This window comes from Actinocorallia sp. A-T 12471 (genome assembly GCF_033875155.1).
GTDB lineage: Bacteria > Actinomycetota > Actinomycetes > Streptosporangiales > Streptosporangiaceae > Actinocorallia.
The window spans coordinates 278986-300392 of record NZ_JAWZTE010000007.1 but is presented as its reverse complement, the minus strand read 5'-3'; the positions used below and the strand labels follow the sequence as shown (position 1 = coordinate 300392).

21 protein-coding genes are annotated in these 21407 nt (G+C 71.8%); 15 read left to right on the top strand and 6 right to left on the bottom strand.

The window, feature by feature from the left end:
* Positions 1-33: 33 nt before the first annotated feature.
* The 10 genes from R9X44_RS21620 to fahA are packed head-to-tail and all read left to right on the top strand — an operon-like array spanning position 34 to position 10688.
* Positions 34-1395, top strand: coding sequence for a peptidase dimerization domain-containing protein (locus tag R9X44_RS21620; RefSeq protein ID WP_319816051.1), 1362 nt, complete (start codon positions 34-36; stop codon positions 1393-1395).
* Positions 1385-2335 (top strand): hypothetical protein, encoded by a 951-nt coding sequence (locus tag R9X44_RS21615; RefSeq protein ID WP_319816050.1) that lies wholly within the window; start codon positions 1385-1387, stop codon positions 2333-2335. The genes R9X44_RS21620 and R9X44_RS21615 overlap by 11 nt, the downstream gene beginning before the upstream one ends.
* The gene (locus R9X44_RS21610) at positions 2332-3192 is read left to right on the top strand and encodes an alpha/beta fold hydrolase (protein WP_319816049.1); all 861 of its coding nucleotides are present in this window, start codon (positions 2332-2334) and stop codon (positions 3190-3192) included. Before R9X44_RS21615 ends, R9X44_RS21610 begins: the two co-directional genes overlap by 4 nt.
* Positions 3189-3998: an alpha/beta hydrolase gene (locus tag R9X44_RS21605; protein ID WP_319816048.1), complete on the top strand. Its 810-nt coding sequence runs from the start codon at positions 3189-3191 to the stop codon at positions 3996-3998. The genes R9X44_RS21610 and R9X44_RS21605 overlap by 4 nt, the downstream gene beginning before the upstream one ends.
* Positions 3995-4873 carry an alpha/beta hydrolase gene (locus R9X44_RS21600; protein ID WP_319816047.1) on the top strand — a complete coding sequence of 293 codons (879 nt, stop codon included), beginning with the start codon at positions 3995-3997 and terminating at the stop codon, positions 4871-4873. The genes R9X44_RS21605 and R9X44_RS21600 overlap by 4 nt, the downstream gene beginning before the upstream one ends.
* On the top strand, positions 4870-5826 hold the full coding sequence (locus R9X44_RS21595; protein WP_319816046.1) for an MBL fold metallo-hydrolase: 957 nt from the start codon (positions 4870-4872) through the stop codon (positions 5824-5826). Before R9X44_RS21600 ends, R9X44_RS21595 begins: the two co-directional genes overlap by 4 nt.
* Positions 5823-7406 carry an FAD-dependent monooxygenase gene (locus R9X44_RS21590; protein WP_319816045.1) on the top strand — a complete coding sequence of 528 codons (1584 nt, stop codon included), beginning with the start codon at positions 5823-5825 and terminating at the stop codon, positions 7404-7406. The genes R9X44_RS21595 and R9X44_RS21590 overlap by 4 nt, the downstream gene beginning before the upstream one ends.
* A complete protein-coding gene (locus R9X44_RS21585) occupies positions 7406-8572 on the top strand; it encodes a homogentisate 1,2-dioxygenase (RefSeq protein WP_319816044.1) in 1167 nt (388 codons plus the stop codon). Before R9X44_RS21590 ends, R9X44_RS21585 begins: the two co-directional genes overlap by 1 nt.
* A complete protein-coding gene (locus R9X44_RS21580) occupies positions 8569-9516 on the top strand; it encodes a hypothetical protein (RefSeq protein WP_319816043.1) in 948 nt (315 codons plus the stop codon). The genes R9X44_RS21585 and R9X44_RS21580 overlap by 4 nt, the downstream gene beginning before the upstream one ends.
* Positions 9513-10688 (top strand): fumarylacetoacetase, encoded by a 1176-nt coding sequence (gene fahA, locus R9X44_RS21575; RefSeq protein ID WP_319816042.1) that lies wholly within the window; start codon positions 9513-9515, stop codon positions 10686-10688. The genes R9X44_RS21580 and fahA overlap by 4 nt, the downstream gene beginning before the upstream one ends.
* Positions 10689-10722: 34 nt before the next feature.
* Here the strand turns inward: fahA and R9X44_RS21570 are convergent, their stop codons facing one another.
* Positions 10723-11604, bottom strand: coding sequence for an NmrA family NAD(P)-binding protein (locus R9X44_RS21570; protein WP_319816041.1), 882 nt, complete (start codon positions 11602-11604; stop codon positions 10723-10725).
* Between the two features lie 172 nt (positions 11605-11776).
* Between R9X44_RS21570 and R9X44_RS21565 the strand changes: the two genes are divergently transcribed.
* Complete coding sequence (locus R9X44_RS21565) at positions 11777-13231, top strand: multicopper oxidase family protein (RefSeq protein ID WP_319816040.1); 1455 nt, start codon at positions 11777-11779, stop codon at positions 13229-13231.
* A gap of 105 nt (positions 13232-13336) precedes the next feature.
* On the opposite strand, the gene R9X44_RS21560 is transcribed toward R9X44_RS21565, so the two are convergent.
* From R9X44_RS21560 to R9X44_RS21550, 3 genes are all read right to left on the bottom strand, one after another.
* Positions 13337-14368, bottom strand: a complete 1032-nt coding sequence (locus tag R9X44_RS21560; RefSeq protein WP_319816039.1) for a hypothetical protein — start codon at positions 14366-14368, stop codon at positions 13337-13339.
* 151 nt (positions 14369-14519) lie between these two features.
* Positions 14520-14714 (bottom strand): DUF397 domain-containing protein, encoded by a 195-nt coding sequence (locus R9X44_RS21555; RefSeq protein WP_319816038.1) that lies wholly within the window; start codon positions 14712-14714, stop codon positions 14520-14522.
* Positions 14689-15561, bottom strand: coding sequence for a helix-turn-helix transcriptional regulator (locus R9X44_RS21550; RefSeq protein WP_319816037.1), 873 nt, complete (start codon positions 15559-15561; stop codon positions 14689-14691). The genes R9X44_RS21555 and R9X44_RS21550 overlap by 26 nt, the downstream gene beginning before the upstream one ends.
* Before the next feature lie 511 nt (positions 15562-16072).
* Here R9X44_RS21550 and R9X44_RS21545 point away from each other — a divergent pair.
* Positions 16073-16477, top strand: coding sequence for an ATP-binding protein (locus R9X44_RS21545; RefSeq protein WP_319816036.1), 405 nt, complete (start codon positions 16073-16075; stop codon positions 16475-16477).
* Positions 16478-16541: 64 nt separating this feature from the next.
* Positions 16542-17195, top strand: a complete 654-nt coding sequence (locus tag R9X44_RS21540) for a hypothetical protein (protein WP_319816035.1) — start codon at positions 16542-16544, stop codon at positions 17193-17195.
* A 225-nt stretch (positions 17196-17420) separates the two neighbouring features.
* Here the strand turns inward: R9X44_RS21540 and R9X44_RS21535 are convergent, their stop codons facing one another.
* Together R9X44_RS21535 and R9X44_RS21530 are read right to left on the bottom strand one after the other, a co-directional pair.
* Entirely contained in the window at positions 17421-18782 is a 1362-nt protein-coding gene (locus tag R9X44_RS21535) for a PepSY domain-containing protein (RefSeq protein ID WP_319816034.1), read from the bottom strand.
* Between the two features lie 100 nt (positions 18783-18882).
* On the bottom strand, positions 18883-19437 hold the full coding sequence (locus tag R9X44_RS21530; protein WP_319816033.1) for a hypothetical protein: 555 nt from the start codon (positions 19435-19437) through the stop codon (positions 18883-18885).
* Between the two features lie 135 nt (positions 19438-19572).
* Between R9X44_RS21530 and R9X44_RS21525 the strand changes: the two genes are divergently transcribed.
* The gene (locus R9X44_RS21525) at positions 19573-20568 is read left to right on the top strand and encodes an ATP-binding cassette domain-containing protein (protein WP_319816032.1); all 996 of its coding nucleotides are present in this window, start codon (positions 19573-19575) and stop codon (positions 20566-20568) included.
* Positions 20565-21407: an ABC transporter permease gene (locus tag R9X44_RS21520; RefSeq protein WP_319816031.1), complete on the top strand. Its 843-nt coding sequence runs from the start codon at positions 20565-20567 to the stop codon at positions 21405-21407. Before R9X44_RS21525 ends, R9X44_RS21520 begins: the two co-directional genes overlap by 4 nt.

Sequence of the window (21407 nt, the reverse complement as noted above, 5' to 3'; positions counted from 1 at the left end):
GCGCAGCCGCACCCAGGTCCACCGGATCACGCCGTGACGGACTGGACGGCGCTCGCCCGCGCGCGGGTGCGCCCCGAACGCCTCGCCGAACTCGTGTGCGGCCTCGTCGAACGCCCCTCGCCGACCGGCGACGAGCTGGCCGTCGCGTCCTACGCGGCGGACGTGCTCGCCGACGCCGGACTCGCCGCCGACGTCCAGCCCCTCGACGCCCGGCAGGCCAACGCCCGCGCCAGACTGCCCGGCACCGGCCAAGGCTCCGCCCTGCTCCTGTACGCCCCGATCGACACCCTGACCACCGGCCTCCCCGAGGCCGACGCCCCCTGGACCGGCCCCGAACGCACACGCCAAGCCGAGCCCTGGCCGCCGCAAGCCGGCGCCCCCGCCCAGGAGGAACGCCTCCCCGACCCCGGCCCCGGGCTGCGGCCTGATCTGCTTCCCGAGCCGCGGGTGTTCGGCGATCACGTCGTGGGGCTGGGGGCGGGCAATCCCAAGGGGCACGCCGCGTGTGTGCTGGCCGCCGCGGAGGCGATCGCCGCGGCGGGGGTGCCGCTCGCGGGTGATCTGCTGGTCGGGCTCGGCGCGGGCGGGATGCCGACCAACGCGCTGCGTCTCGGCGGGGACCCGCGGCGGCACACCGGGCAGGGCGTCGGCTGCTCGTTCCTGCTGGAGCAGGGCTGGTGGGCCGACCACGCGGTGATCGCCAAGCCCGGCTGGGCGGCCGCGCACGAGGAGGTCGGGCTCGCCTGGTTCGACGTGCGCGTCCCCGGCACGCACACCTACGTCGGCAGCAGGCACCGGATGCCCTACCGCAACGCGATCGCGGCGGCCGCCGACGTCGTCGCCCGGCTCGAGGAGTGGTTCGCCGAGTACGCGGCGGCCCACACCGAGGGCACGTGCGCGCCACAGGGGATCGTCGCCTCGATCACCGCCGGGAATCCCCGGATGGCGGCGGTCACGCCCGCCGAGTGCGTGATCCGCTGCGACGTCCGCCTGACGCCCGGGACCTCACCGCTCGCGGTGAAACGCGAGCTGGAAGCCGTGCTCGGCGGCTCCGACGCGCGCTGCGAACTCGTCCTGGCGATCCCCGGCACCCGCACCGACCCCGCCGACCCCGTCGTGCGCGCGGCGGTCGCGGCGTGGGAGGAACTTGAGGGCCGTCCACACCAGCCCATGACCGGCATGTCCGGCGCGACCGACGCCAACATCCTGCGCGGCAGGGGCATCCCGACCGTGCGGATCGGCATGCCCAAACCCGACACGAAGGACCTTCCCGTTGACCCCTCCACCGACTTCGCCATGGGCATGAACACCGTCGACGTCCGCCAGATGGTCAGGCTCACCCACGCGCTGATCCGGATCGCGCTCGACGTGACGGGGGTGGCCGATGCCCGCTGAGATCGTGCTCGGCGTGGGCGCGTCCCACAGCACCCTGATGAACACGCACTGGGAGCAGACGACGCACCGGGCGGAGGCCGTCAGGTTCCGCGACGGGCTCGCCGCGGCCCGCGACCTGATCGCCGCCGCCCGGCCCGACACCGTCCTGCTCGTCGGCTCCAACCACTTCCGCGGCTTCTGGCTCGACCTGATCCCGGCGTTCACGCTCGGGGTGGGGGAGTGCGTCGCGAGCGGCGAGTCCGGCACCCCGTCCGGGCCGCAGCCCGTGGACATACCGCTCGCCAGGCACCTCACCGGGAGCCTGGTCGACGCGGGCTTCGACCCGGCGTTCTCCGCGCGGCTCCAGATCGACCACGGCCAGACCCACGCGATCCAGTACCTGCTCGACGGGGTCGACGCCGAGATCGTCCCCCTCGTCGTCAACGTGTTCGCGCCGCCGCTGCCGACCCTCGCCCGCTGCCTCGACCTCGGCGCGGCGCTGCGCGCGGCGATCCTCTCCTTCCCCGAGAGCCGGCGCGTCGCGGTGGTCGCGTCGGGCGGGCTGTCGCACCGGCTGCCCTGGCCGGACTGGCGTGAGCCGGACGGCGACGACGAGGAGTTCATGGTCAGGGCGTGGCTGAACGGCAGGGGCGACTGGGCGAGCTACGACGAGCGCCGCCGCTCGATCGTCAGGGCCGCGCCCAGCGTCATCACCCCCGAGTTCGACCACGACTTCCTCGCCCTGCTCGCCGAGGGCAGGGCCGCCGAGGCCACCGCGCACACGACCGAGGACCTCGAGCGGATCGCGGGCAACGGCGCGCAGGAGATCCGCGCCTGGCTCATCATGGCCGCCGCGCTCGGCCACGCGCCAGCCCGCACCCTCGCCTACGCACCCGTACCCGACTGGCTCACCGGCATGGCCGTGGCCGTCATCGACCCTGCGGAGGAGACCGCGCGATGACCATCTGGACCGACCTCACCGGCCTCGACCACAGCCTCGTCCACGTGGACGCGGGCGGCGTCCTGACCCGCTCGCTCCAGGCGGGCCCGGCCGACGGGCCGCCGCTGGTGTTCCTGCACGGCACGAGCGGGCATCTTGAGGCGTTCGTCCGCAACCTCGGCCCGCACGCGGCCGCCGGATACCGCTGCCACGCGATCGACATGCTCGGCCACGGCTACACCGACAAGCCGGGCAAACCCAGCGAGATCCCCGACTACGCGGCACACCTCGGCGACTACCTCGACGCGATCGGCGCGGACCGCGCGCACCTGATCGGCGAGTCCCTGGGCGGCTGGGTCGCCGCCTGGTACGCCTCGGAGAACCCCGCGCGGGTGGCGTCGCTGCAACTGCTCGCGGCGGGCGGCACCAAGGCCGACCCCAAGATCATGGAACGCATCCGCGAGTCCACCCGCAAGGCAGTGCGGACCGACGACCGTGACCTCACCCGCAGCAGGCTGCACCTGCTCATGCACGACCCGGCCAAGGACGTCAGCGAGGAGCTCGTGGACATCAGGCACCGGATCTACCACGAGCCGGATTTCGTCGCGAACATCGACAACCTGCTGTGCCTGCAGGACATGGAGATCCGGCAGCGCAACCTGCTGCGGCCCGACAGGATGGCGAAGATCACCGCGCCGACCCTCGTCGTCTGGGGCCGTCAGAACCCGTTCGGCGAGGTGCCCGAGGCGCAGGCGATGCACGAAGCGATCGCCGGGTCGCGCCTCGAACTGTTCGACGCGTGCGGGCACTGGCCGCAGCACGAGCGGGCCGAGCTGTACAACCCGCTGTCCCTCGAGTTCCTTGAGGCGGCCCGATGACGTCGTTCGGCTACGCGGCGACGTCCTACGGCCCGATCCACTACGCCGAGTGCGGCGCGGGACCCCCGGTCGTCCTGCTGCACCAGAGCCCGCGCTCGTGGGACGAGTACCGCGAGATCCTCCCCCTGCTCGGCGCCCGCTTCCGCGCGATCGCCCCCGACACGCTCGGCTTCGGCGCGTCGGCCCGCACCGACGACCACAGGATCGAGACCTACGCCGCCGCGCTCCTTGAACTCCTCGACGCGCTCGGCCTGCCGAAGGTCCACCTCGTCGGCCACCACACGGGCGGCGTGGTCGCCGTCGAGGTCGCGGCGGCCGCCCCCGAGCGGATCGGGCGGCTCGTGCTGTCCTCGACCCCGCTGATCGACGCCGCCGCGCGGGAGCGTCGCGCGGCGCGGCCGCCCGTCGACGCCGTCGCCGAGCGCGCCGACGGCGGCCACCTCGCCGAACTGTGGGGCCGCAGGGCCGGGTTCTACCCGCAGGGCAGGCCCGACCTGCTGCACAGGTTCGTCCGCGACGCCCTGGCCGTCTGGCCGGGCGTCGAGCACGGACATGCCGCCGTGAGCGCCTACGTGATGGAGGACCGCCTTCCCCGGATCTCCGCCCCGGTGCTCTGCGTCGGCTCCTCGGCCGACCCGCACGCGTTCCCCGACCTGAAGCCGCTCGCGGCCCGCCTCCCCGGCGCGGAGGTCGCGGTCATCGACGGCGGCATGGTGCCCCTCGAGTACAAGGCCGACGCGTTCGCCGAACTCGTCCTCGCCTTCCTCGCCGACCAAGGAGCCGACCAAGGACAGGAGACCGCATGACGCCGCAGCACGCGCCCGAGGGCAGGATGGTCGAGGCCGACGGCGTCAAGTTCTACGTCGCCGAGCTGGGTGAGGGCCCGCCGACGCTGTTCCTGCACGGCGGCGGCCCAGGATGCACCGCGTGGAGCGACTTCGGGCCCGTCGCGCCGCTGTTCGCGCGCGACCGCCGCTGCGTCCTGGTGGACCTGCTCCAGTACGGCAGGTCGGAGAAGTGCACGATCACCGGCCCGATGTGGGACTTCCACGCGGCCAAGACCGTCGCGCTGCTCGACGCGCTCGGGATCGAGCGGGCCGACTTCGTCTGCAACTCCTGGGGCGGCACGATCGCGCTGAACCTCGCGGCGAAGTACCCGGAACGGGTGCGCTCCCTCGTCGTCACCGGGTCGATGCCCGTCTTCTACGGGCCGCTCGCCCCGCTGCCGGAGAACGGGCGGCGCGGCAGGAACGCCCGCGACGTCTACTACGGCGGCGACGGCCCCACCAAGGACAAGATGCGCGAACTCATCTCACGCCTTGAGTGGTACGACCCCGAGGCCCTGCCCGACGAGACAGTCACCATGCGCTACGAGCAGAGCCTCGACCCCGAGGAGATCGCGCTCGCCGCCCGCTCGGACAGCCCGCGCGGCGAGTGGCAGGACCTCACCGCGGAACTCGCCGAGATCAGCGCCCCCGTCCTGTTCTGCTGGGGCATGCACGACGCGTTCCTCACCCCCGACTACCCGCTGATGCTCGCCAGGATGACGCCGCACGGCCACCTGTACGTGATGGACCGCGCCGGCCACCACCTGCAGGAGGAGCGGCCCGCCGACTACCACGCGGTGGTCGACGGCTTCCTCAGGCAGTCAACCCCGACCGCACAGGAGCCCACCCCATGAAGCCCTTCGCCTCCTCCGCCGACCTCGCGGCCAAGGAGCAGACCCTGGAGATCCTCGCCGACGGCGTCTACGCGCTCACCGCCGAGGGCGACCCGAACGTCGGCGCGATCGAGGGCGAGGACTTCCTCGTCTGCTTCGAGGCGCTGGCCACGCCCGTCGCCGCGCGCGAATGGCTCGACAAGCTGCGCGAGCACACCGACAAGCCGGTGCGCTACCTGCTGCTGTCGCACTACCACGCGGTCCGGACGCTCGGCGCGAGCGCGTTCGACGCCGACGTCATCCTCGCCCACGACCGCACCCGCGACCTCATCGAGGAGCGGGGCCTTGAGGACTGGGAGTCGGAGTACGGGCGGATGCCGCGCCTGTTCAAGGAGCCTGACTCGATCCCCGGGCTCACCCGCCCGACCCTCACCTTCTCCGACGCGGTCAGCATCGAGCTGGGCGGCGACCGCGGCACCCTGGAGATCCGGCATCTCGGACGCGGCCACACCGAAGGCGACGTCGTCGCGTGGCTGCCCAAGCAGAAGATCCTCTTCGCGGGCGACCTCGTGGAGTCGCAGGCCGCCCTCTACACCGGCGACGCCTTCCACCGCGAGTGGGCCACCGGCACCCTCGACGCCGTCGCCGCGCTCGGCGCGGAGACGCTGGTCGGCGGGCGCGGCGCGGTCGCCAGGGGCGCGGACGCGGTGTCGGCGGCGATCGCGCAGACCAGGCACTTCCTCGCCGTCATGATCGACGAGGTCGGCCGCGTCCAGCAGACGGGCGGCACGCTCAAGCAGGCGTTCGACGCCGTCCACACCAAGCTCGAACCGCGTTACGGGGCCTGGCCGATCTTCGAGCACTGCCTTCCGTTCGACGTCTCACGCCTCTGGGACGAGCTCGCGGGCGTCGAGCGGCCGCGCGTGTGGACCGCCGAGCGCGACCGCGAGGTGTGGGCCGAGGTGCAGGCGTGAGCGAGCCCGTCATCGTCGTCGGGGCGGGCCCGGTCGGGCTCGCCGCCGCGCTGCTCCTCGCGCGGTGGCGGGTCCCGACCGTCGTGCTCGAGGCGGGCGGGATGCGCGACCCGTCGGGCTCCAAGGCGATCTGCTTCCAGCGCGACGTCCTCGACGTCTTCCACCGGATCGGGTGCGGCGCGGAACTCGTCGCCGAGGGCGTCACCTGGACGACGGGACGCACCTACCACCGCGACCGCGAGCTGTTCACCGTCACCTTCCCCGACGCCGGGCGCAGCGAGCTGCCGCCGTGGATCAACATCTCCCAGGCCGTCGTGGAAGCCCACCTGCTCCGGCTCGCCAAGGCAGAACCGCTGATCGACCTCAGGTACGGCCATCCCGTCATCGGCATCCAGCAGGACGCCGACGGGATCGAGGCCGACGTGGCGACGTCCACCGCGCGCCTGACGTTCCGGGGCAGCCACCTGATCGGCGCGGACGGCTCGCGCAGCACGGTACGCCAGCTCCTCGGGGTCGGCTTCCCCGGCGGCGTGTTCGACGACCGCTTCCTCATCTGCGACATCCGCGCCGACCTGCCGTTCCCGGACGAGCGCCGCTTCTTCTTCGACCCAGAATGGAACCCGGGTCGTCAGGTGCTCATCCACGCGTGCCCGGACCGGACGTGGCGGATCGACTGGCAGGTCCCGCCGGACTTCGACCTCGAGGCCGAGCGCGCGTCGGGGCGGCTCGACGCGCGCATCCGCAAGATCATCGGGGCGGTGGACCACGAGGTAGTGTGGTTGTCGGTGTACCGGTTCAGTGAGAAGGTCGCCGACGCGTTCTCCGTCGGCAGGGCGTTCCTTGCGGGGGACGCCGCGCATCTCTACGCGCCTTTCGGGGCGCGCGGCCTGAACTCCGGCATCCAGGACGCGGAGAACCTCGCGTGGAAGCTCGCCTGGGCAAGGCGCGGCGAGACCGACGGCACCCTCCTGGAGAGTTACGCGATCGAGCGGCGGGCCGCGGCGCGGGAGAACAAGCGCGTCACCGAGGCGACCATGGAGTTCCTCGTCCCGCGCACCGAGGAGCAGCGGCGGCGCAGGGCCGCGGCGCTGGAGCGCGCGGCGGCCGACCCGGAGGCCGCGCGGGAGATCGACTCGGGCAAGCTCGCCGAGCCGTACTGGTACCTCGAATCGCCGCTGACGACCCCCGGCCCGGCGGGGGACTTCCCGACCGCGCCGGGCGTGGTCCGTCCGCCCGTCGGCGGGGTGATCTGCCCGGACGGCCCGTGCCTGCTGGACGGCGAACGCGTCAGGCTGCGCAGCCTGTTCGGGGCGGGCTTCGTGGCCCTGCTCGCCGACCCCGACCGGGTCGCCGACGCGCGCGCCGCGCTGCCGTCCGACGTCGCCGTGTACGCGCTGCCCGACCTCGACGTCGACGGCGTCCTGCGGCCCGCCCTGCGCGCGGGCGCGGACACCGTCCACCTGGTCAGGCCGGACGGCCACCTCGCCGCTGTGCTCGACGCCTTCGACGCGCAGAAGCTGCTGAGCGCACTCCACCGCGCCGAGGGCAGGCCGGTGGACCGACCCCTGAGGAGCAAGTGATGCCGTACTACCGTGCGGTCGGGGACATCCCGCGCAAACGCCACATCCAGTTCCGCCGCCCGGACGGGCAGCTGTACGCCGAGGAATTGATGGGGGAGGAGGGCTTCTCGTCCGACTCCTCGCTGCTCTACCACCGCGACGCGCCGACGGCGATCCTCAGCGCGGAGGAGACGGCATGGGCGGCGCCCGCCCTCGAGCCCAACCTTCCGCTGCGCCCGCGCGCCTACCGGACCGGGGACCTTCCCGAGGGCGGCGACCTGTGCTCGGCGCGGCGGACCCTCGTCGGCAACGACGACGTCAGGATCTCCTACGTCGCCGCCGACACCACGAGCGGCCTGTACCGCAACTCCACGGGCGCGGAGGTGGTCTACCTGCAGGACGGCCACGCCACGCTGGAGTCCGTCTACGGGGCCCTTGAGGCCGGGCCCGGCGACTACGTCGTGGTCCCGACCGGGACGACGCACCGGTGGCGGGTGTCGGGGGCCGTGCGCGCGCTGGTGATCGAGGCGTCCGGGCACATCAGGCCGCCGCGCAGGTATCTGTCGGAGTACGGGCAGTTCCTTGAGCACGCGCCCTACAGCGAACGCGATCTGCGCGGCCCCACCGAGCCCTTCCTTGAGGAGGGTGAGGAGGTTCCCGTGACCGTCCGTACGCGGGGCGGCCTTACCCGGCTCGTCTACCGGAACCATCCCTTCGACGTCGTCGGGTGGGACGGGTGCCTTTACCCGTACGCGTTCAACATCGCGGACTTCGAGCCCGTCGTGAAGCGCACCCACGCGCCGCCGCCGGTGCACCAGACGTTCGAGGGGCCGAACTTCGTCATCTGCTCGTTCTGCCCGCGTCCGCTGGACTTCGACGCCGACGCCGTCCCGGTGCCCTACAACCACCACAACGTGGACTCCGACGAGTTCATGTTCTACGCGGGCGGCGACTACACCGCGCGCAAGGGCTCGGGCATCGGGCCAGGCTCGGTGTCGCTGCACCCTGCCGGGTTCACCCACGGGCCGCAGCCGGGCGCGGCCGAGGCGTCGGTGCGCGGCCTCGCCGAGGGCCGCACCACCACCGACGAGGTCGCGGTGATGGTCGACACGTTCCGTCCGCTGCTGCTGGGGGAGGGCGCGCGGGAGTGCGAGGACCCCGGTTACGCCTGGTCGTGGGCGCGGTGAACGCCGTCCCCCTGCTGCACGGCCTCGTGGACGACGCCGGCCTGTTCCCCCCGGCCCGGCTGCCGATGGCCGCCGCGCTCGCCAGGCACCGGGCCGACCGCGCGGCGGGCCACCCGATGCTCGCGCACCGGTTCCTGTGCCCGGCCAGCAGACTCGGCGAACTCACCGCCGCGCTCGCCGAGGGCGACGAAGTGCGCGTGGGCGTCCTGCTCGACGCCGCCCTCCCCGACGTCCTCGACCCGCGGCTCACCGTCGACTCCGCCGAGGCCGCGGTGACGCCGGGCGAGCCGCCCCCGGACGCCCCGCCGCGGCCGCACGCCGAGCCGCGCCCCCCGCACTCCGCTGGTCCGACCGCTCCCGGGCCGCGTCCCGCGCACTCCGCTGGTCCGACGGCTCCCGGGGCACGTCCCCTTCACTCAGTCCCGGATCGTCCGGCCGTTGCCGGGCAGGCCGTCGCGGTGCGGCTGTATGTCGAGCCGCGCCGGGGGCCCGGCTGGCTCGACGCGGTCGCGGCCCTCGCGGGCAGGCCCGGCGTCGGGGCGAAGATCAGATGCGGGGGCCTCGCCGCCGCGCTGTTCCCCTCCGCCGACGAGGTCGCGGCGTTCGTCGAGGTCTGTGTACGCCACGGTGTGCCGTTCAAGGCGACCGCGGGCCTGCACCACGCGCTCCCGTACCGCGACCCGGAGACGGGATTCCGGCACCACGGCTATCTGAACCTGCTGACGGCCACCGCGCGCGCGATCGCGGGCGCGTCGCGGGACCAGATCGCCGCGACCCTGACCGAGACCGACCCGGCACCCCTCGTCGCCGAGGCGCGCGGCCTCAGCGCGGCGGACGCGGCGCGCGTCCGCGAAGCCTTCGTCGCCTACGGTTCGTGCAGCACCGAGGAGCCCCTGGCCGACGCCGTCGCGCTGGGGCTCGCGGAAGGAGACCCCGCCCGATGACCCACCCCCTGAACCCGTCGGACGACCCGGGGTTCGGCCCCGCCCACCTGCCCTACGGGGTGTTCGCCCCGGCGGACGGCCCGCCGCGCGTGGGCGTCCGGATCGCCGGGCACGTCCTCGACCTGTCGGCGGCGCTCGGCGATCCCGAGTTCGCGGCGGCCTCCCTCAACCCGTTCATGGCCAGGGGCCGCGCCTTCTGGAGCGAGACCCGGAGCCGGATCACCGGCCTGCTCGCCGACGACGCGGCGGCCGCGCATCTGCACCCGCTCGCCGACGTGCGGTTGCGGCTGCCGTTCGAGGTCGCCGACTACGTCGACTTCTACTGCTCACTGGAACACGCGACGAACCTCGGCCGCATGTTCCGTCCTGACGAGGAGCCGCTGAAGCCGAACTGGCGGCACCTGCCCGTCGGCTACCACGGCAGGGCCGGAACTGTCTTCGCCTCCGGGACGGAGATCACCCGCCCGCACGGACAGCGCGTGACGCCCGGCGTTGCGGCTCCGGAATACGGCGGGTCGCGGAAGCTCGACTTCGAGGCCGAGGTCGGGTTCGTCGTCGGGGTGCCGACCGAGGCGGGGGAGACCGTGCCGCCCGAGCGGTTCGCCGACCATGTGTTCGGGGTCGTGCTGGTGAACGACTGGTCGGCGCGGGACGTGCAGGCGTTCGAGTACGTGCCGCTCGGTCCCTTCCTCGGCAAGTCGTTCGCGACGACCGTCGGGGCCTGGGTGACGCCGCTCGAGGCGCTTGAGGCGGCACGGGTCCCCGGCCCGCGGCAGGACCCCGAGCCGCTCGACTACCTGCGGCCCAAGGAGCCCTGGGGACTCGACCTCACCCTTGAGGTGCACGTCAACGGGACGCGGGTCTCCGAGCCGCCCTACGCCGGGATGTACTGGACGCCCGACCAGATGCTCGCGCACCTCACCGCCAACGGCGCGCGGCTGCGCACCGGCGACCTGTTCGCCTCGGGCACCGTCTCGGGCCCGGCGCACGGCCAGCGCGGGTCGCTGATCGAGCTGTCGTGGAACGGCGCGGAACCCGTCGTCCTCGCCGACGGGACGACCCGCACGTTCCTTGAGGACGGCGACACCGTCGTGCTGACGGCGTCGGCGACCGCCACGGACGGCGGCGCCCTCACCCTCGCCGAGGCGGCGGGCACGGTCGTCGCCCGGTGACGCGCGGCGGGGCCCGGCGCGGGGCCCCGCCGCATCACGTCCAGTCGCGCTTCTCCCAGCGCGGCAGATAATCCCGGACGAACTCCCGCATAGTGCGCGGCGGACGGCCGAGCAGCGCCGCCAGTTCGTCGGTCATCGGCTCGTTCTTCCCGGTTCGGGTGAGCGTGTACACGATCGTCATGAAAAGCACGGCGTCCCAGGCGACGCCACGCCGCCACAGCCGCCACCAGAAGCGCGGCAGCGACGGCTTGGTGTACCGGATCGGCCGTCCCATCACGGCGGAGAAGATCTCCGCGACCTCGAAGAAGTCGAGCCGCTCGGCTCCGGTCAGGACGTACTCGCGGTTCCGGTAGGCGGCGGGGTCGGCGGCGATCTTGAGCACCACGTCGGCGACGTCGCGCGCGTCGATGAAGGTGGTGCGGCCCCGGCCGGCCGGGATGAACAGCTCGTCGCGCTCGACGACGTCGACGCCGTGCGTGGACAGCCGCCGGCACAGGTTCTGCATGAAGAACGAGCACCGCAGGATCGTGTAGGGCACGCCCGACGCCTTGATGTGCGCCTCGACCTGGTGGTGCGGCACGACCTTCTGCCGGTCCGCCCCCGGCACCGACACGTAGACGATGTGCCCGACCCCCGCCGCGACGGCGGCGTCGATGAACGGCTTCATCCGGGTCCCGACCGTGCGCGGATGCGGCAGCGGGAACAGCAGGAAGAGTGTGGTGACGCCGTCGAGGACGGCGGGCCAGGTGGCGCGGTCGTCGTAGTCGAACGGCACGACACGCGTCTCGGGCCCGAGCCGCGCCCTGATTCCGTCAGGGTGGTGGGCGGCGATCCGGTAGGGCAGGTCGGTGCGCCCGGCGGTCAGCCTGGCGACCTCGGCCCCGACGTTCCCCGACGGCCCGGTGACGACGAACATGATCAGCTCCCCACATGTGACGCGCGTCGGAGACTACAGCTTCATGATCGGGTGCGTGCGACCCCCGCACGAGCTGCACGTCCCGCCTGCCGGACCGATCGGCGGGCCGCCACGCCCGGGCCGCCGCACACTCGACCGAGACAGCTCCCCCCACCCCCCGACGGAGCCCGCCATGGCCGACAGTTCACTCACCCGCCGCCGTCTGCTCAAGGGCGGGGCCGCGCTCAGCGCCGCGGGAGCCGCCGGGCTCACCGCGCGGAGCCTCGCGAGCCCCGCGCACGCCTTCGACGCCTTCCAGCTGCTGGAACCCGGCCCCACGAGCGTCGGCCTCGGCGCGGCGACCGTGAACACCTGGGCGTACGGCTCGGCCGTGCCGGGCCCGCTGATCCGGGTCGATGCGGGCGGGCTCGTCCACGCAAGGCTCGTCAACCGGATGCCGCAGCCGACGACGGTGCACTGGCACGGCATCCGCATCGAGAACGCCATGGACGGCGCGCCGAACACCCAGCCGCTGACCGGCCAGAACCAGTCGTTCGACTACCGGTTCACCGCCCCCGACCCAGGCACGTACTTCTACCACTCGCACTACGGCACACAGCTCGACCGCGGCGTCTACGGGCCGCTCATCGTGGACGACCCCAACGAGCCGCTGTCGTATGACGTCGAGTTCGTCGTGGTGATCGACGACTGGATCGACGGCACGGGCACCACGCCCGACGCGGTCATGACGGCGATGCACAACGGGACCCTGAACTCACCGTCCATGTACGCGAGCACACTGGGCGGCCAGGCCGGACACGTCTCCTACCCGTACCACCTGATCAACGGGCGGACCCCGTCGCATCCGGTGACGTTCAACGCCTCCCCGGGGCAGCGCGCGCGGATCAGGCTGATCAACGCCGGTTCCGACACCGCCTACCGGGTCGCGCTCGGCGGCCACCGGCTCACCGTCACGCACACCGACGGCTTCCCCTGCGACCACGTCACCGTCGACACCCTCCTCATCGGCATGGGAGAGCGCTACGACGTCCTGGTGACCCTGGGCGGCGGCGTCTTCCCTCTCGTCGCATCCGCCGAGGGCAAGAACGCCCGAGCCTTCGCCCTGGTCCGCACCGGCGCGGGCACCGCCCCCGCCCCAACGGTCTCCGTCCCCCAACTCTCAGGAACCCTGCTCAGCCTCGCGCAACTGTCGGCGGCCCCATCGGTCGACCTACCCTCCCGCCCAATCGACCTCACGGTCCGCATGTTCCTCGGCATGGGCCCCCTGGGCATGACCTGGTCCATCAGCACCTCACCCGGCGGCACCCCCCAGAACGCCCTACGCGTCCGAGTCGAACAACACCAGCGCATCCGCCTCCAGTTCACCAACGCCACCCCCATCTGGCACCCCGTCCACCTACACGGCCACACCTTCCAAATACGCGGCGCAGGCCAGGGCCCCCGCAAAGACACATTCATCATCAAACCCAACGAGACAATCACCGCCGACATCGACGCCGACAACGTCGGCGAATGGATGCTCCACTGCCACAACCTCTACCACTCCGAACTAGGCATGATGGCCACCCTCGGCTACGGCCCAACCCCCACCCTCACGGGCGGCACCCCCGCCCACCAGGGCCACTAACGCCCCCGCCCGCGCGCCGAGCCGCGCGGGGGCCTTCCCCGCGCGTCAGCTGTGGGCGCGGTCGATCCTGGAGGCAAGGACTCGCACATGAGCGAGAGCGCGCCCTCAGGCTGTGAGGGCCTTCAGTTCTTGGACGGGGGCAAGTGGGCGGGCGTCCTCTGGGACTGCATCGGCGATGCGGCGCGCGGCGAGGACGACGCGCTTGACGCGCCGCTCCGCGGGGATCCGGTCCAGGACGGCCAATGCCTGCTTGCTGGCCTCACCCGGATCGATGCGCGCGTGAAGAATGACACCGTGAAGAGTGAGTTGTGCCGACGCGTGCGGATATGAGGTGCGCGGGTAGAAGGCTCGCGCCGCCTCTTGTGCCTCGGCGGCCTGGCCTGCGGCTCCGACTGCCGAGTAGACGAAACTCTGCATGAATCGAAGATGCCTTTCGCCCTGCTCCGCGCCTGCGGGCAACCGCTCGAAGACGTCTTCGGCCTCGCGCATCGTCGTGATCGCGTCGGACGCTCTGCCCATCCGAACGAGGACTTCGGCCTCGACGCCGATGGCCCGCATGAGCGCGCTGCTCGGTTGCCGCCCGGCGTGTTCCCGGGCGCTGCGGGCGAGCCGGTGCAGATCCGGAAGGTTCTCCCCTGCCTCGACGACCCGATAGGTGGTCTCCCAACTACGAGTTTCGGAGGAAAGCAGGGCATCGCCTGATCGATCCGCATGGAAGTGCGCGGTCTGCCACCACCGCGAGGCCATACGGCGATCGCTGACCTGCTGAAATCCCATGGCGATCAGCCGAGAATACTGCCCCGCGATCTGCGCGAGGTCCCGCCCGACTCCCTCAGGCTGGGTGGCCGCCAGGTGCGGCGCCATTTCAGCCCAGTCTCGGGCAATCCCGCTCAATGCCGTCTCGGGCGGGTCGATGGCGAAGCTGCGCGCGTGAATCCCGAACCCGGCCGCCCAGTCGTCCAGCATCGCGCGCGAAACCGTCGCACCGGGGATGAGCGGTCGGCTCGCCTGCCATGCGCTGGTGAGAGCGGCGAGAGCGGGAGTGGCAGCGGCGGCGGCCGTGACCGCGCCGGCGGTCTGGAGCGCTTGACGACGGTCCACATCGTCCTCGATTCCTGATACCTCGAACGTGACCACCACGCTACCCGCCGAGTCACCAGTAGTACCTGTCGAACCCTCCCCACCCGAGCCGAACAGCACAGCGGGCGCGCCGCGAGGCGGCGCGCCCGCTGTGCTGTTCGGGGCCGCCGCGCGGCGGCGGTCCCGCTCGATCGCTAGGGGAAAGAGATCACACTTGCGGGTCTTGTGCCTTCAACCCGGTGACCACCCGAGCGAAGGCACGGTGGGAGAGGTTGAGGTGCGAAGCGTGAGGGTTCTTGCTGTCTCGGACCGCGATCACCGGCCGGAAGACCGCAACCTCTACACACTGATTGGCTGCTGTGTTCGAATAGCTCGACTTACGCCAGACTGTCCGGGTCTTCACGAATCGGCACCAACTTCCTGATCAGACTGCGTATCAGCCTAGCTGAGTCCTCCTCATCCAAGGCACACGCGATCAGTTCACGGAGGTCGGAGACGAACGCGCCTACCTCTTGCGCGTCATGTAGGTACTGTTCGCCGACCCGTGTCTCGGTCAGAACGATGTCGGGGTCTGGCCCAGGGAATCCGATGATCACAAACGGGTAGCCGATGGCTGGGTATATCCCGGCCTCCTTGGGAACCACACGAATGCTGATGTTGGGCCGCTCCCCGTCCTTCAGTAGCCGTTCTAGCTGTTCGCGGGCGATGTCACCACAGTGGAGCGTACGGATGAGAGCAGCCTCGTCGATGATCGCGTCGAGCACGAGAGGTGCGTCATCGTCGTAGAGCCGCCTCTGACGGCGCATCCGTACTTGGACCAACCGTTGGACCTCCTCCTCGTGGACGTTGGTCAAGGTGGCGATCAGGCGATAGGCGTAGCCTTCGGTCTGGAGCAGCCCGGGGATAAGACTCGGCTCATAGTCCGAGATCCGCGCTGCCTCCGCCTCAAGCGCCAGGAACGGACCTGACAGCAGGTCTCGATACGCCGACCACCAGCCGCCGCGCTTCCGAGCCTGGCGAGCAAGTTCTACAAGCTCGTCGCACTCTTCTGGATCTGTGATCTTGTACAGCGTCAGTAGCGAGCGAAGGTCGCCGACGCTCACCGTGGATTCTGCGGTCTCAATGCGAATGATCTTGCTGACGCCCGCCCCCAAGTGGGCCGCCGCATCTCTCTGGGTCAACCCTGCCGTCTTCCGGTAGTCCACCAGCCTTGACGCGAGGCGACGCCGTAGAACGATCGACGTACTCATAACTTTCGCACCTACTATGTTGAGACGTTGCAATGTATGGGCTACGGTGCTCGTATGACTCAGGATCGCAGGTAGCGACTCCGCCGCGCGGAGAAAACACGAAAAGTAGCCGCACCAAAACAAAACGACCCTGGCCGGGGACTTGGCAGGCACCGGCGCAGGGTCTTGATCGGAAGCGAGTCCGACCGTGGATAGCAATCGTAGAGGACTGCCCGCTCTGGCCTGTCCGGCTGGGATGGAGGAGTTGGGGGCGTGGCTTCGGCGGCGGGGTGACCTGGTGGTGTCGCCGGGGAGTTCGCGGGTGGGGGTGCCGTGTCTGCGGGTGGCGCGGGCCGGCTCGGGGGGTGTGGTGGAGCGGGTGACGTTGGAGCCGGGTCCGGAGGGGAGCCGTCAGTTTGTGCTCGCGCGGGGGGAGCGGTTGCCCGCTGAGGATGTGGCGGGGGCGGTTGACCGGTTGGCGGTCGTGCTGGGGGCGCATGTGGAGGTTCGGGGGGGCGCGGATGCCCGGTCGGTGGGGGCGACGCGTGCGCGGTGCCGTCGGCTCCTCGTGGGCTGTGAGGTGCTGGGCGACCTGCTCGTTGTCGTGTCAGAGCTGCTGGGGAACGCGGTTCGGCACGGCACGGTCCCGGTGTCGGTGGTGCTGACGCTCTGGCATGAGGGCGGGTCGCTGCGCGGTGAGGTCCGGCATCCCATCGGCGAGGGCGCGGGGCGTCCGGCTACGCCGGTGGGGGTGCTCGCGGAGCGGGCGGCCTTGGACGCCGGGTCACCCGTGGCGGTGGATGATCTCGCGGAGGGCGGGCGCGGCCTGATGGTCGTCCGGGGCTACACCGCCGCCGTCACCCAGACCACGACGTCGGGGGTGCTGGCGACGGTGTGGCGTCACGGGCCGTGCGGGTGCGTGCGGGCGGTGTCGTGATCGGGCTGGATCTGGGCGCGGCCCTTACCCCGTCGCACTCTCGGCCTGAGGAAGGTGTGGGTATATGTCAGCCTCTGTGGTGAATCTGGCGCGGTGGGGGACAGTGCCGTACATCACGGCGTGGTCGTCGGAGGAGACCTTGCCGGTCGCGGTGGTGGTCCGTGGCAAGGGGATCGGCTACGTCGATGAGCGGGCCGAAGATCGTGATCGGGACGGGGTCTTGTGGACGCGGATGGGGTTCAGTCCGGGGGTGGGGGTTCCGCAGTTCGCGAACGTGCATGTCCTGCGGCAGCGGCGCGCGATGCGGGGCCTGCTGTGCCAGGTGTGCGGAACGCCCTGCGGGAAAAGCGCGCTGTGGATGCTCTCGCGGAAGGAGTATGAGAGCGCTGAAGGGCCGTGGCCCGCGCCCGTCATGACGGCGCATCCGCCCGTATGTCCCGGATGTGTGGAGCGGTCGGCGCGGTTGTGTCCGCATCTGCGTGACGGTCATGTCGTGCTGCGGCCCCGCCGCGTCGCACCGGCGGCGTTCTCGGGGATGCTTTACCGGCCGACCCCCGCCGGTCTGGTGGCCAGCGCTACCAGCGTCGCCCACGATGACCCGCGCGTTCGCTGGCTGCGGGCGGCCCAGGTTCACGTGACGTTGGAGAAATACGACGTCATCGGACTCGGCAACATGCTCATCACAAGGCCCACAGGTTCAGCAGGTCGGCTTCGGTGAGGCGTGGTCGGACCGGGGTGAACTGGCGTCGATGACGGGTCGGTCTTGAAGGACGGAAGGTCGGCGAACGGGCGCTCGTGGTCGGCTCGCTCGGCGACGGCCTGGCCGGGGCCGTGGGGGAGTTGCGTGCGCGACCGCGAGAGCCCGCCCGAAGACGGGTGCGGGTGCGGGCGTGCGCTCGGAGATGGGTGGGGGCGGCCCCCGGGGCAGGGGGCCGCCCGTGGGTCAGGCTCTCCGCCGCTGGACCATGCCGATGGTGAGGTCGAGGAGGAGGAAAGCGAGGAGGGTGTAGGCGAAGAGGGGGGCGAGCCAGGAGGCGGCGAGGGCGGCGAGGGTGAGGGACGCGAGGAGCCAGGGCGGTGCGGTGCGCCATGCGCCGCGCGGGATGGGCCTGCCGAAGCCGTGTCGGCCGCGCTTCCACCACATGACGTAGCCGAGGACGATGAGGGCGATCAGCGCGAGGGCGAGGAACGCGAGGAGCAGCTGGTTGGCGAGGCCGAACAGCGAACCCATGTGCGCGGAGATGCCGATCGAGGTCAGCTTGGCCAGGGGCGGGTAGTCGGCGAAACGCAGGGTGTCGAGCACCTCGCCGGTGGTCGGGTCGAGCGCCTTGGCATCCTGGCGCAGCGGCCATGACCTGTCGGTCTGCTTGACCACGAACGCCTGGTCGGCCTCGGCCGGGTAGACGGCCTCGACGGGCCCGTCGAGCGCGGCGGAGCGCAAGATCAGGTCGACGTCGGCGGCCGCGGTGTGCCCGGCGTGCCCGTCGCCGGACGACGGCCCGTGGTGGCCCGCCGCGGTCCCGGCGAGGGACGGGGTGACCCCGTTGAGCTTCGTCTGGAGGACGTCGACCCGCTTACCCGCGTGGGTCGACCAGGTGAGGCCGGTCGCCGACAGGAACAGGAACCCGGCGGCCGCCCACAGGCCGACCGTCCCGTGCAGGGACATGACGCGCCTGCGGCCCTTGACCCCCCGCTCGGGCAGCGCGAGGTCGCGGCGGCGGGCCCGCCTGCGGCCGATCCACAGCACGAGCCCCGCCAAGACCACGACCCACAGCCAGGACGCGGCGAGTTCGCTGTACAGGCGGCCGGGCTCGCCGAGGTGCAGGTGCCGGTGGGTCTGGGAGATCCACGCGCGCAGCGGCAGCGCCTCGGACGACCCGTAGACGACGAGCTCGCCCTTCACCTCCCCCCGATACGGGTCGACGTACACCGCGAGCCGTTCTGACTCGCCGAGGCCGTCGGCGTCCATGAGGACGCGGGTGGTGGCCCCGTCCTCGACCGACGGCCGGACGGCGAGGACCGTCGCGTCGGGCCGCGCGGCCTTGGCGAGGTCTACCTGGCGCTGGACGGGCAGGCGCTCACCCGAGGCGGGCACGGTGAGCACGTCGGAGTAGATGATCTTCTCGGCCTGCCACGAACCCGCGTAGAGCAGGCCGGTGACGGCGGCGACGAGCAGGAAGGGCGCGACGAGTACGCCGGCGTAGAAGTGCAGGCGCAAGGCGAGCGCCCGAAGGCCGCTCAGGGCGGCAGGGCTGGGGGCCCGTCCGGCTTCCGGCCGGACGGGCATGGGGGACCGCAGGGACAACGTCGGACTCCACGACGGTCTCTCATGGCGCGGGCGCACGGCCACGCGGCCATGGACCTCCGGCGCGCACGCCGAAGGTCTGACGAAAAAGGGGGAAAGGTCAGAGAGAGAACGTCGTGGGCGGTCCGCGCCGCGAGACCTCGGTGGTCACCGCCACCGGAACGCACGCCATCACCGGCGCGGGGACGGGCGCCTTGACGAAGAGGATCGCGGGCAGCGCGGGCCGGGTAAGCCGCAGGATTCGCGCGGCGAGCCGCCGCACGAGGGCGCAGAACAGCTCCTCGCCCCTGCGCAGCCACGCCGCCGACAGCAGCGCGACGATCACGTGGGTGAGCAGCATCGAGCCGTGCGTGTGGTCCATGGAGACCATGCCCGAGCCGTCGAGCGCCTCGACGCCTGCGACGGGGGACAGCTCGCCGAACAGCGAGTGCAGCCCGTACTGCGCCGCGAACGTCGCGGGAAGGATCACGCCCATCCCGCGTTCGCGCCCGCCGAGCAGGAAGGCCCCGACCGTCAACGCCAGCGCGGCGAGCCCGAACACGCCGGGCCCGATCAGCGCGCCGCCGCCGTAGTAGTGCGCCCCGGCCGAGACCACCGCGCACACCGAACCGAACCCGCTGGCACGCAGCAGCCGCAGGCTCCAATCCGGTTTCACCCAGCCATTATGGCGGGCGTTTGGTGAAGCCGTCCGGTGCGGGGTGAAACCGGGGTGAAGCCGTCGCGAATCCGGCGGGCCGCAGTCTTTACCTCGGACGCCGGGAGGGACCCGGCGGAGAGAGGAGACGCGCTCATGGCGGACCTCAGCGCCGTCCGGGCCGAGGGCCTGATCAAGGACTTCGGTGACTTCCGTGGCGTGGACGGCATCGACCTGCACGTGCGGCAGGGCGAGATCTTCGGGGTGCTCGGCCCCAACGGGGCGGGCAAGACCACCACCCTCAGGATGCTCGCGACCCTGCTGCCGATCGACGGCGGCCGCGCGGAGATCTTCGGCGTGGACGTCAGGAAGGAGCCGCACCGCATCCGTCAGCTCGTCGGCGTCACCGGGCAGTACGCCTCGGTGGACGAGGACCTGACCGCGCGCGAGAACCTGTGGCTGTTCGCCCGCCTCCAGGGCCTGCCCAGCGCGCGGGCCAAGGCGATCGCGGGAGACCTGCTCGACCGCTTCGGCCTCCAGGAGGCGGCCGAACGGCCCCTCGCGCAGTTCAGCGGCGGCATGCGCCGCCGGCTCGACCTCGCCTCGAGCCTGATCACCCGCCCGCCCCTGATCTTCCTCGACGAGCCCACGACCGGCCTCGACCCGAGGACGCGCGGCCAGATGTGGGACACGATCCGCGAACTCGTCACCGACGGCTCGACGATCCTGCTCACCACCCAGTACCTGGACGAGGCAGACCAGCTCGCCGACCGCGTCGCCGTCATCGACCGCGGCCGCAAGGTCGCCGAGGACACCCCCGACGCGCTGAAGACCCAGGTCGGCGACTCGACCCTGCAACTGCGCCTCGCCGACGGCGCGGACACCGGCCTGGCCGCCCACGTCGTCCGGCGGCTGCTGGGGGAGGAGCCCGTCCTCACCCCCGAGTCCGGCCTGATGAACGTCGCCCTGCCCGACCCGAACCGGGCCGCCGACGTCCTCATCGGCCTGCGCGAGGCGGGTCTGTCCATCGCCTCGGTGAGCGTCGCCAAGCCGACCCTCGACGAGGTCTTCCTCACCCTGACCGGCCACGGCGCGGACGAGCCCAAGTCCGGCGACAAGGCCGACGAGCCCCGGAAGGAGGCGGTCCGATGACCGTTCTCGCCCCCACCTCCCGCGACCCCCGGCGGGTCGACCCCTCCGCCGCCATCGCCCGCACGAAGCCGCGCACCTCGCTCCAGGAGACCGGAACGCAGATCCTGGCGATGGCGTGGCGGGCGCTGAAGAAGATGCGCCGTAAGCCCGAGCAGTTCTTCGACGTGCTCATCCAGCCGCTGCTGTTCACCGCGATGTTCGCGTTCATCTTCGGCGGCGCGATCTCCGGCTCGGTGAGCGACTACCTGCCGCTGCTCATCCCCGGCATTCTCGCCCAGACCGCCCTCACCGTCTGCATGGCGACCGGCGTGCAGCTGCGCGAGGACATGGACAAGGGCGTCTTCGACCGCTTCAAGTCCCTGCCGATCGCGCGGATCGCGCCGCTGGCCGGGCCGATGGTCGCCGACCTCGTCCGCTACCTGATCGCCTCGGTGCTGACGCTCGTCACCGGCCTCGTCATCGGGTACCGGCCGGAAGGCGGCGTGCTCGGCTGCGTCGGCGGCATCGCGCTGACGGTCGTCGCGGGCTGGTCGCTGGCGTGGATCTTCACCTGGCTCGGCACGATGGCGCGGTCGGCGCAGAGCGTCCAGGGCATCTCGATGATGATCATGTTCCCGCTGACGTTCCTGTCCAACGCGTTCGTCCCGGCCGAGACCCTGCCCGGCTGGCTCCAGGGGTTCGTCAAGATCAACCCGGTCTCGCACGTCGTCTCCGCCGTCCGCGACCTGTTCAACGACGGCGCGGTCACCGCCGAGGTCGGCTGGGCGGTCGTCGGGTGCGTCGCGGTCGTGGCGATCTTCGCGCCCCTGGCCGTCCGGTCCTACTCGCGCAAGATGTAG

Coding starts and splice junctions, on each gene's coding strand:
- R9X44_RS21525 (WP_319816032.1), top strand. CDS start 19,573: ATGGCGGACCTCAGCGCCGTCCGGGCCGAGGGCCTGATCAAGGACTTC.
- R9X44_RS21600 (WP_319816047.1), top strand. CDS start 3,995: ATGACGCCGCAGCACGCGCCCGAGGGCAGGATGGTCGAGGCCGACGGC.
- R9X44_RS21520 (WP_319816031.1), top strand. CDS start 20,565: ATGACCGTTCTCGCCCCCACCTCCCGCGACCCCCGGCGGGTCGACCCC.
- R9X44_RS21585 (WP_319816044.1), top strand. CDS start 7,406: ATGCCGTACTACCGTGCGGTCGGGGACATCCCGCGCAAACGCCACATC.
- R9X44_RS21540 (WP_319816035.1), top strand. CDS start 16,542: ATGTCAGCCTCTGTGGTGAATCTGGCGCGGTGGGGGACAGTGCCGTAC.
- R9X44_RS21615 (WP_319816050.1), top strand. CDS start 1,385: ATGCCCGCTGAGATCGTGCTCGGCGTGGGCGCGTCCCACAGCACCCTG.
- R9X44_RS21610 (WP_319816049.1), top strand. CDS start 2,332: ATGACCATCTGGACCGACCTCACCGGCCTCGACCACAGCCTCGTCCAC.
- R9X44_RS21550 (WP_319816037.1), bottom strand. CDS start 15,561: ATGAGTACGTCGATCGTTCTACGGCGTCGCCTCGCGTCAAGGCTGGTG.
- R9X44_RS21605 (WP_319816048.1), top strand. CDS start 3,189: ATGACGTCGTTCGGCTACGCGGCGACGTCCTACGGCCCGATCCACTAC.
- R9X44_RS21595 (WP_319816046.1), top strand. CDS start 4,870: ATGAAGCCCTTCGCCTCCTCCGCCGACCTCGCGGCCAAGGAGCAGACC.
- R9X44_RS21570 (WP_319816041.1), bottom strand. CDS start 11,604: ATGTTCGTCGTCACCGGGCCGTCGGGGAACGTCGGGGCCGAGGTCGCC.
- fahA (WP_319816042.1), top strand. CDS start 9,513: ATGACCCACCCCCTGAACCCGTCGGACGACCCGGGGTTCGGCCCCGCC.
- R9X44_RS21565 (WP_319816040.1), top strand. CDS start 11,777: ATGGCCGACAGTTCACTCACCCGCCGCCGTCTGCTCAAGGGCGGGGCC.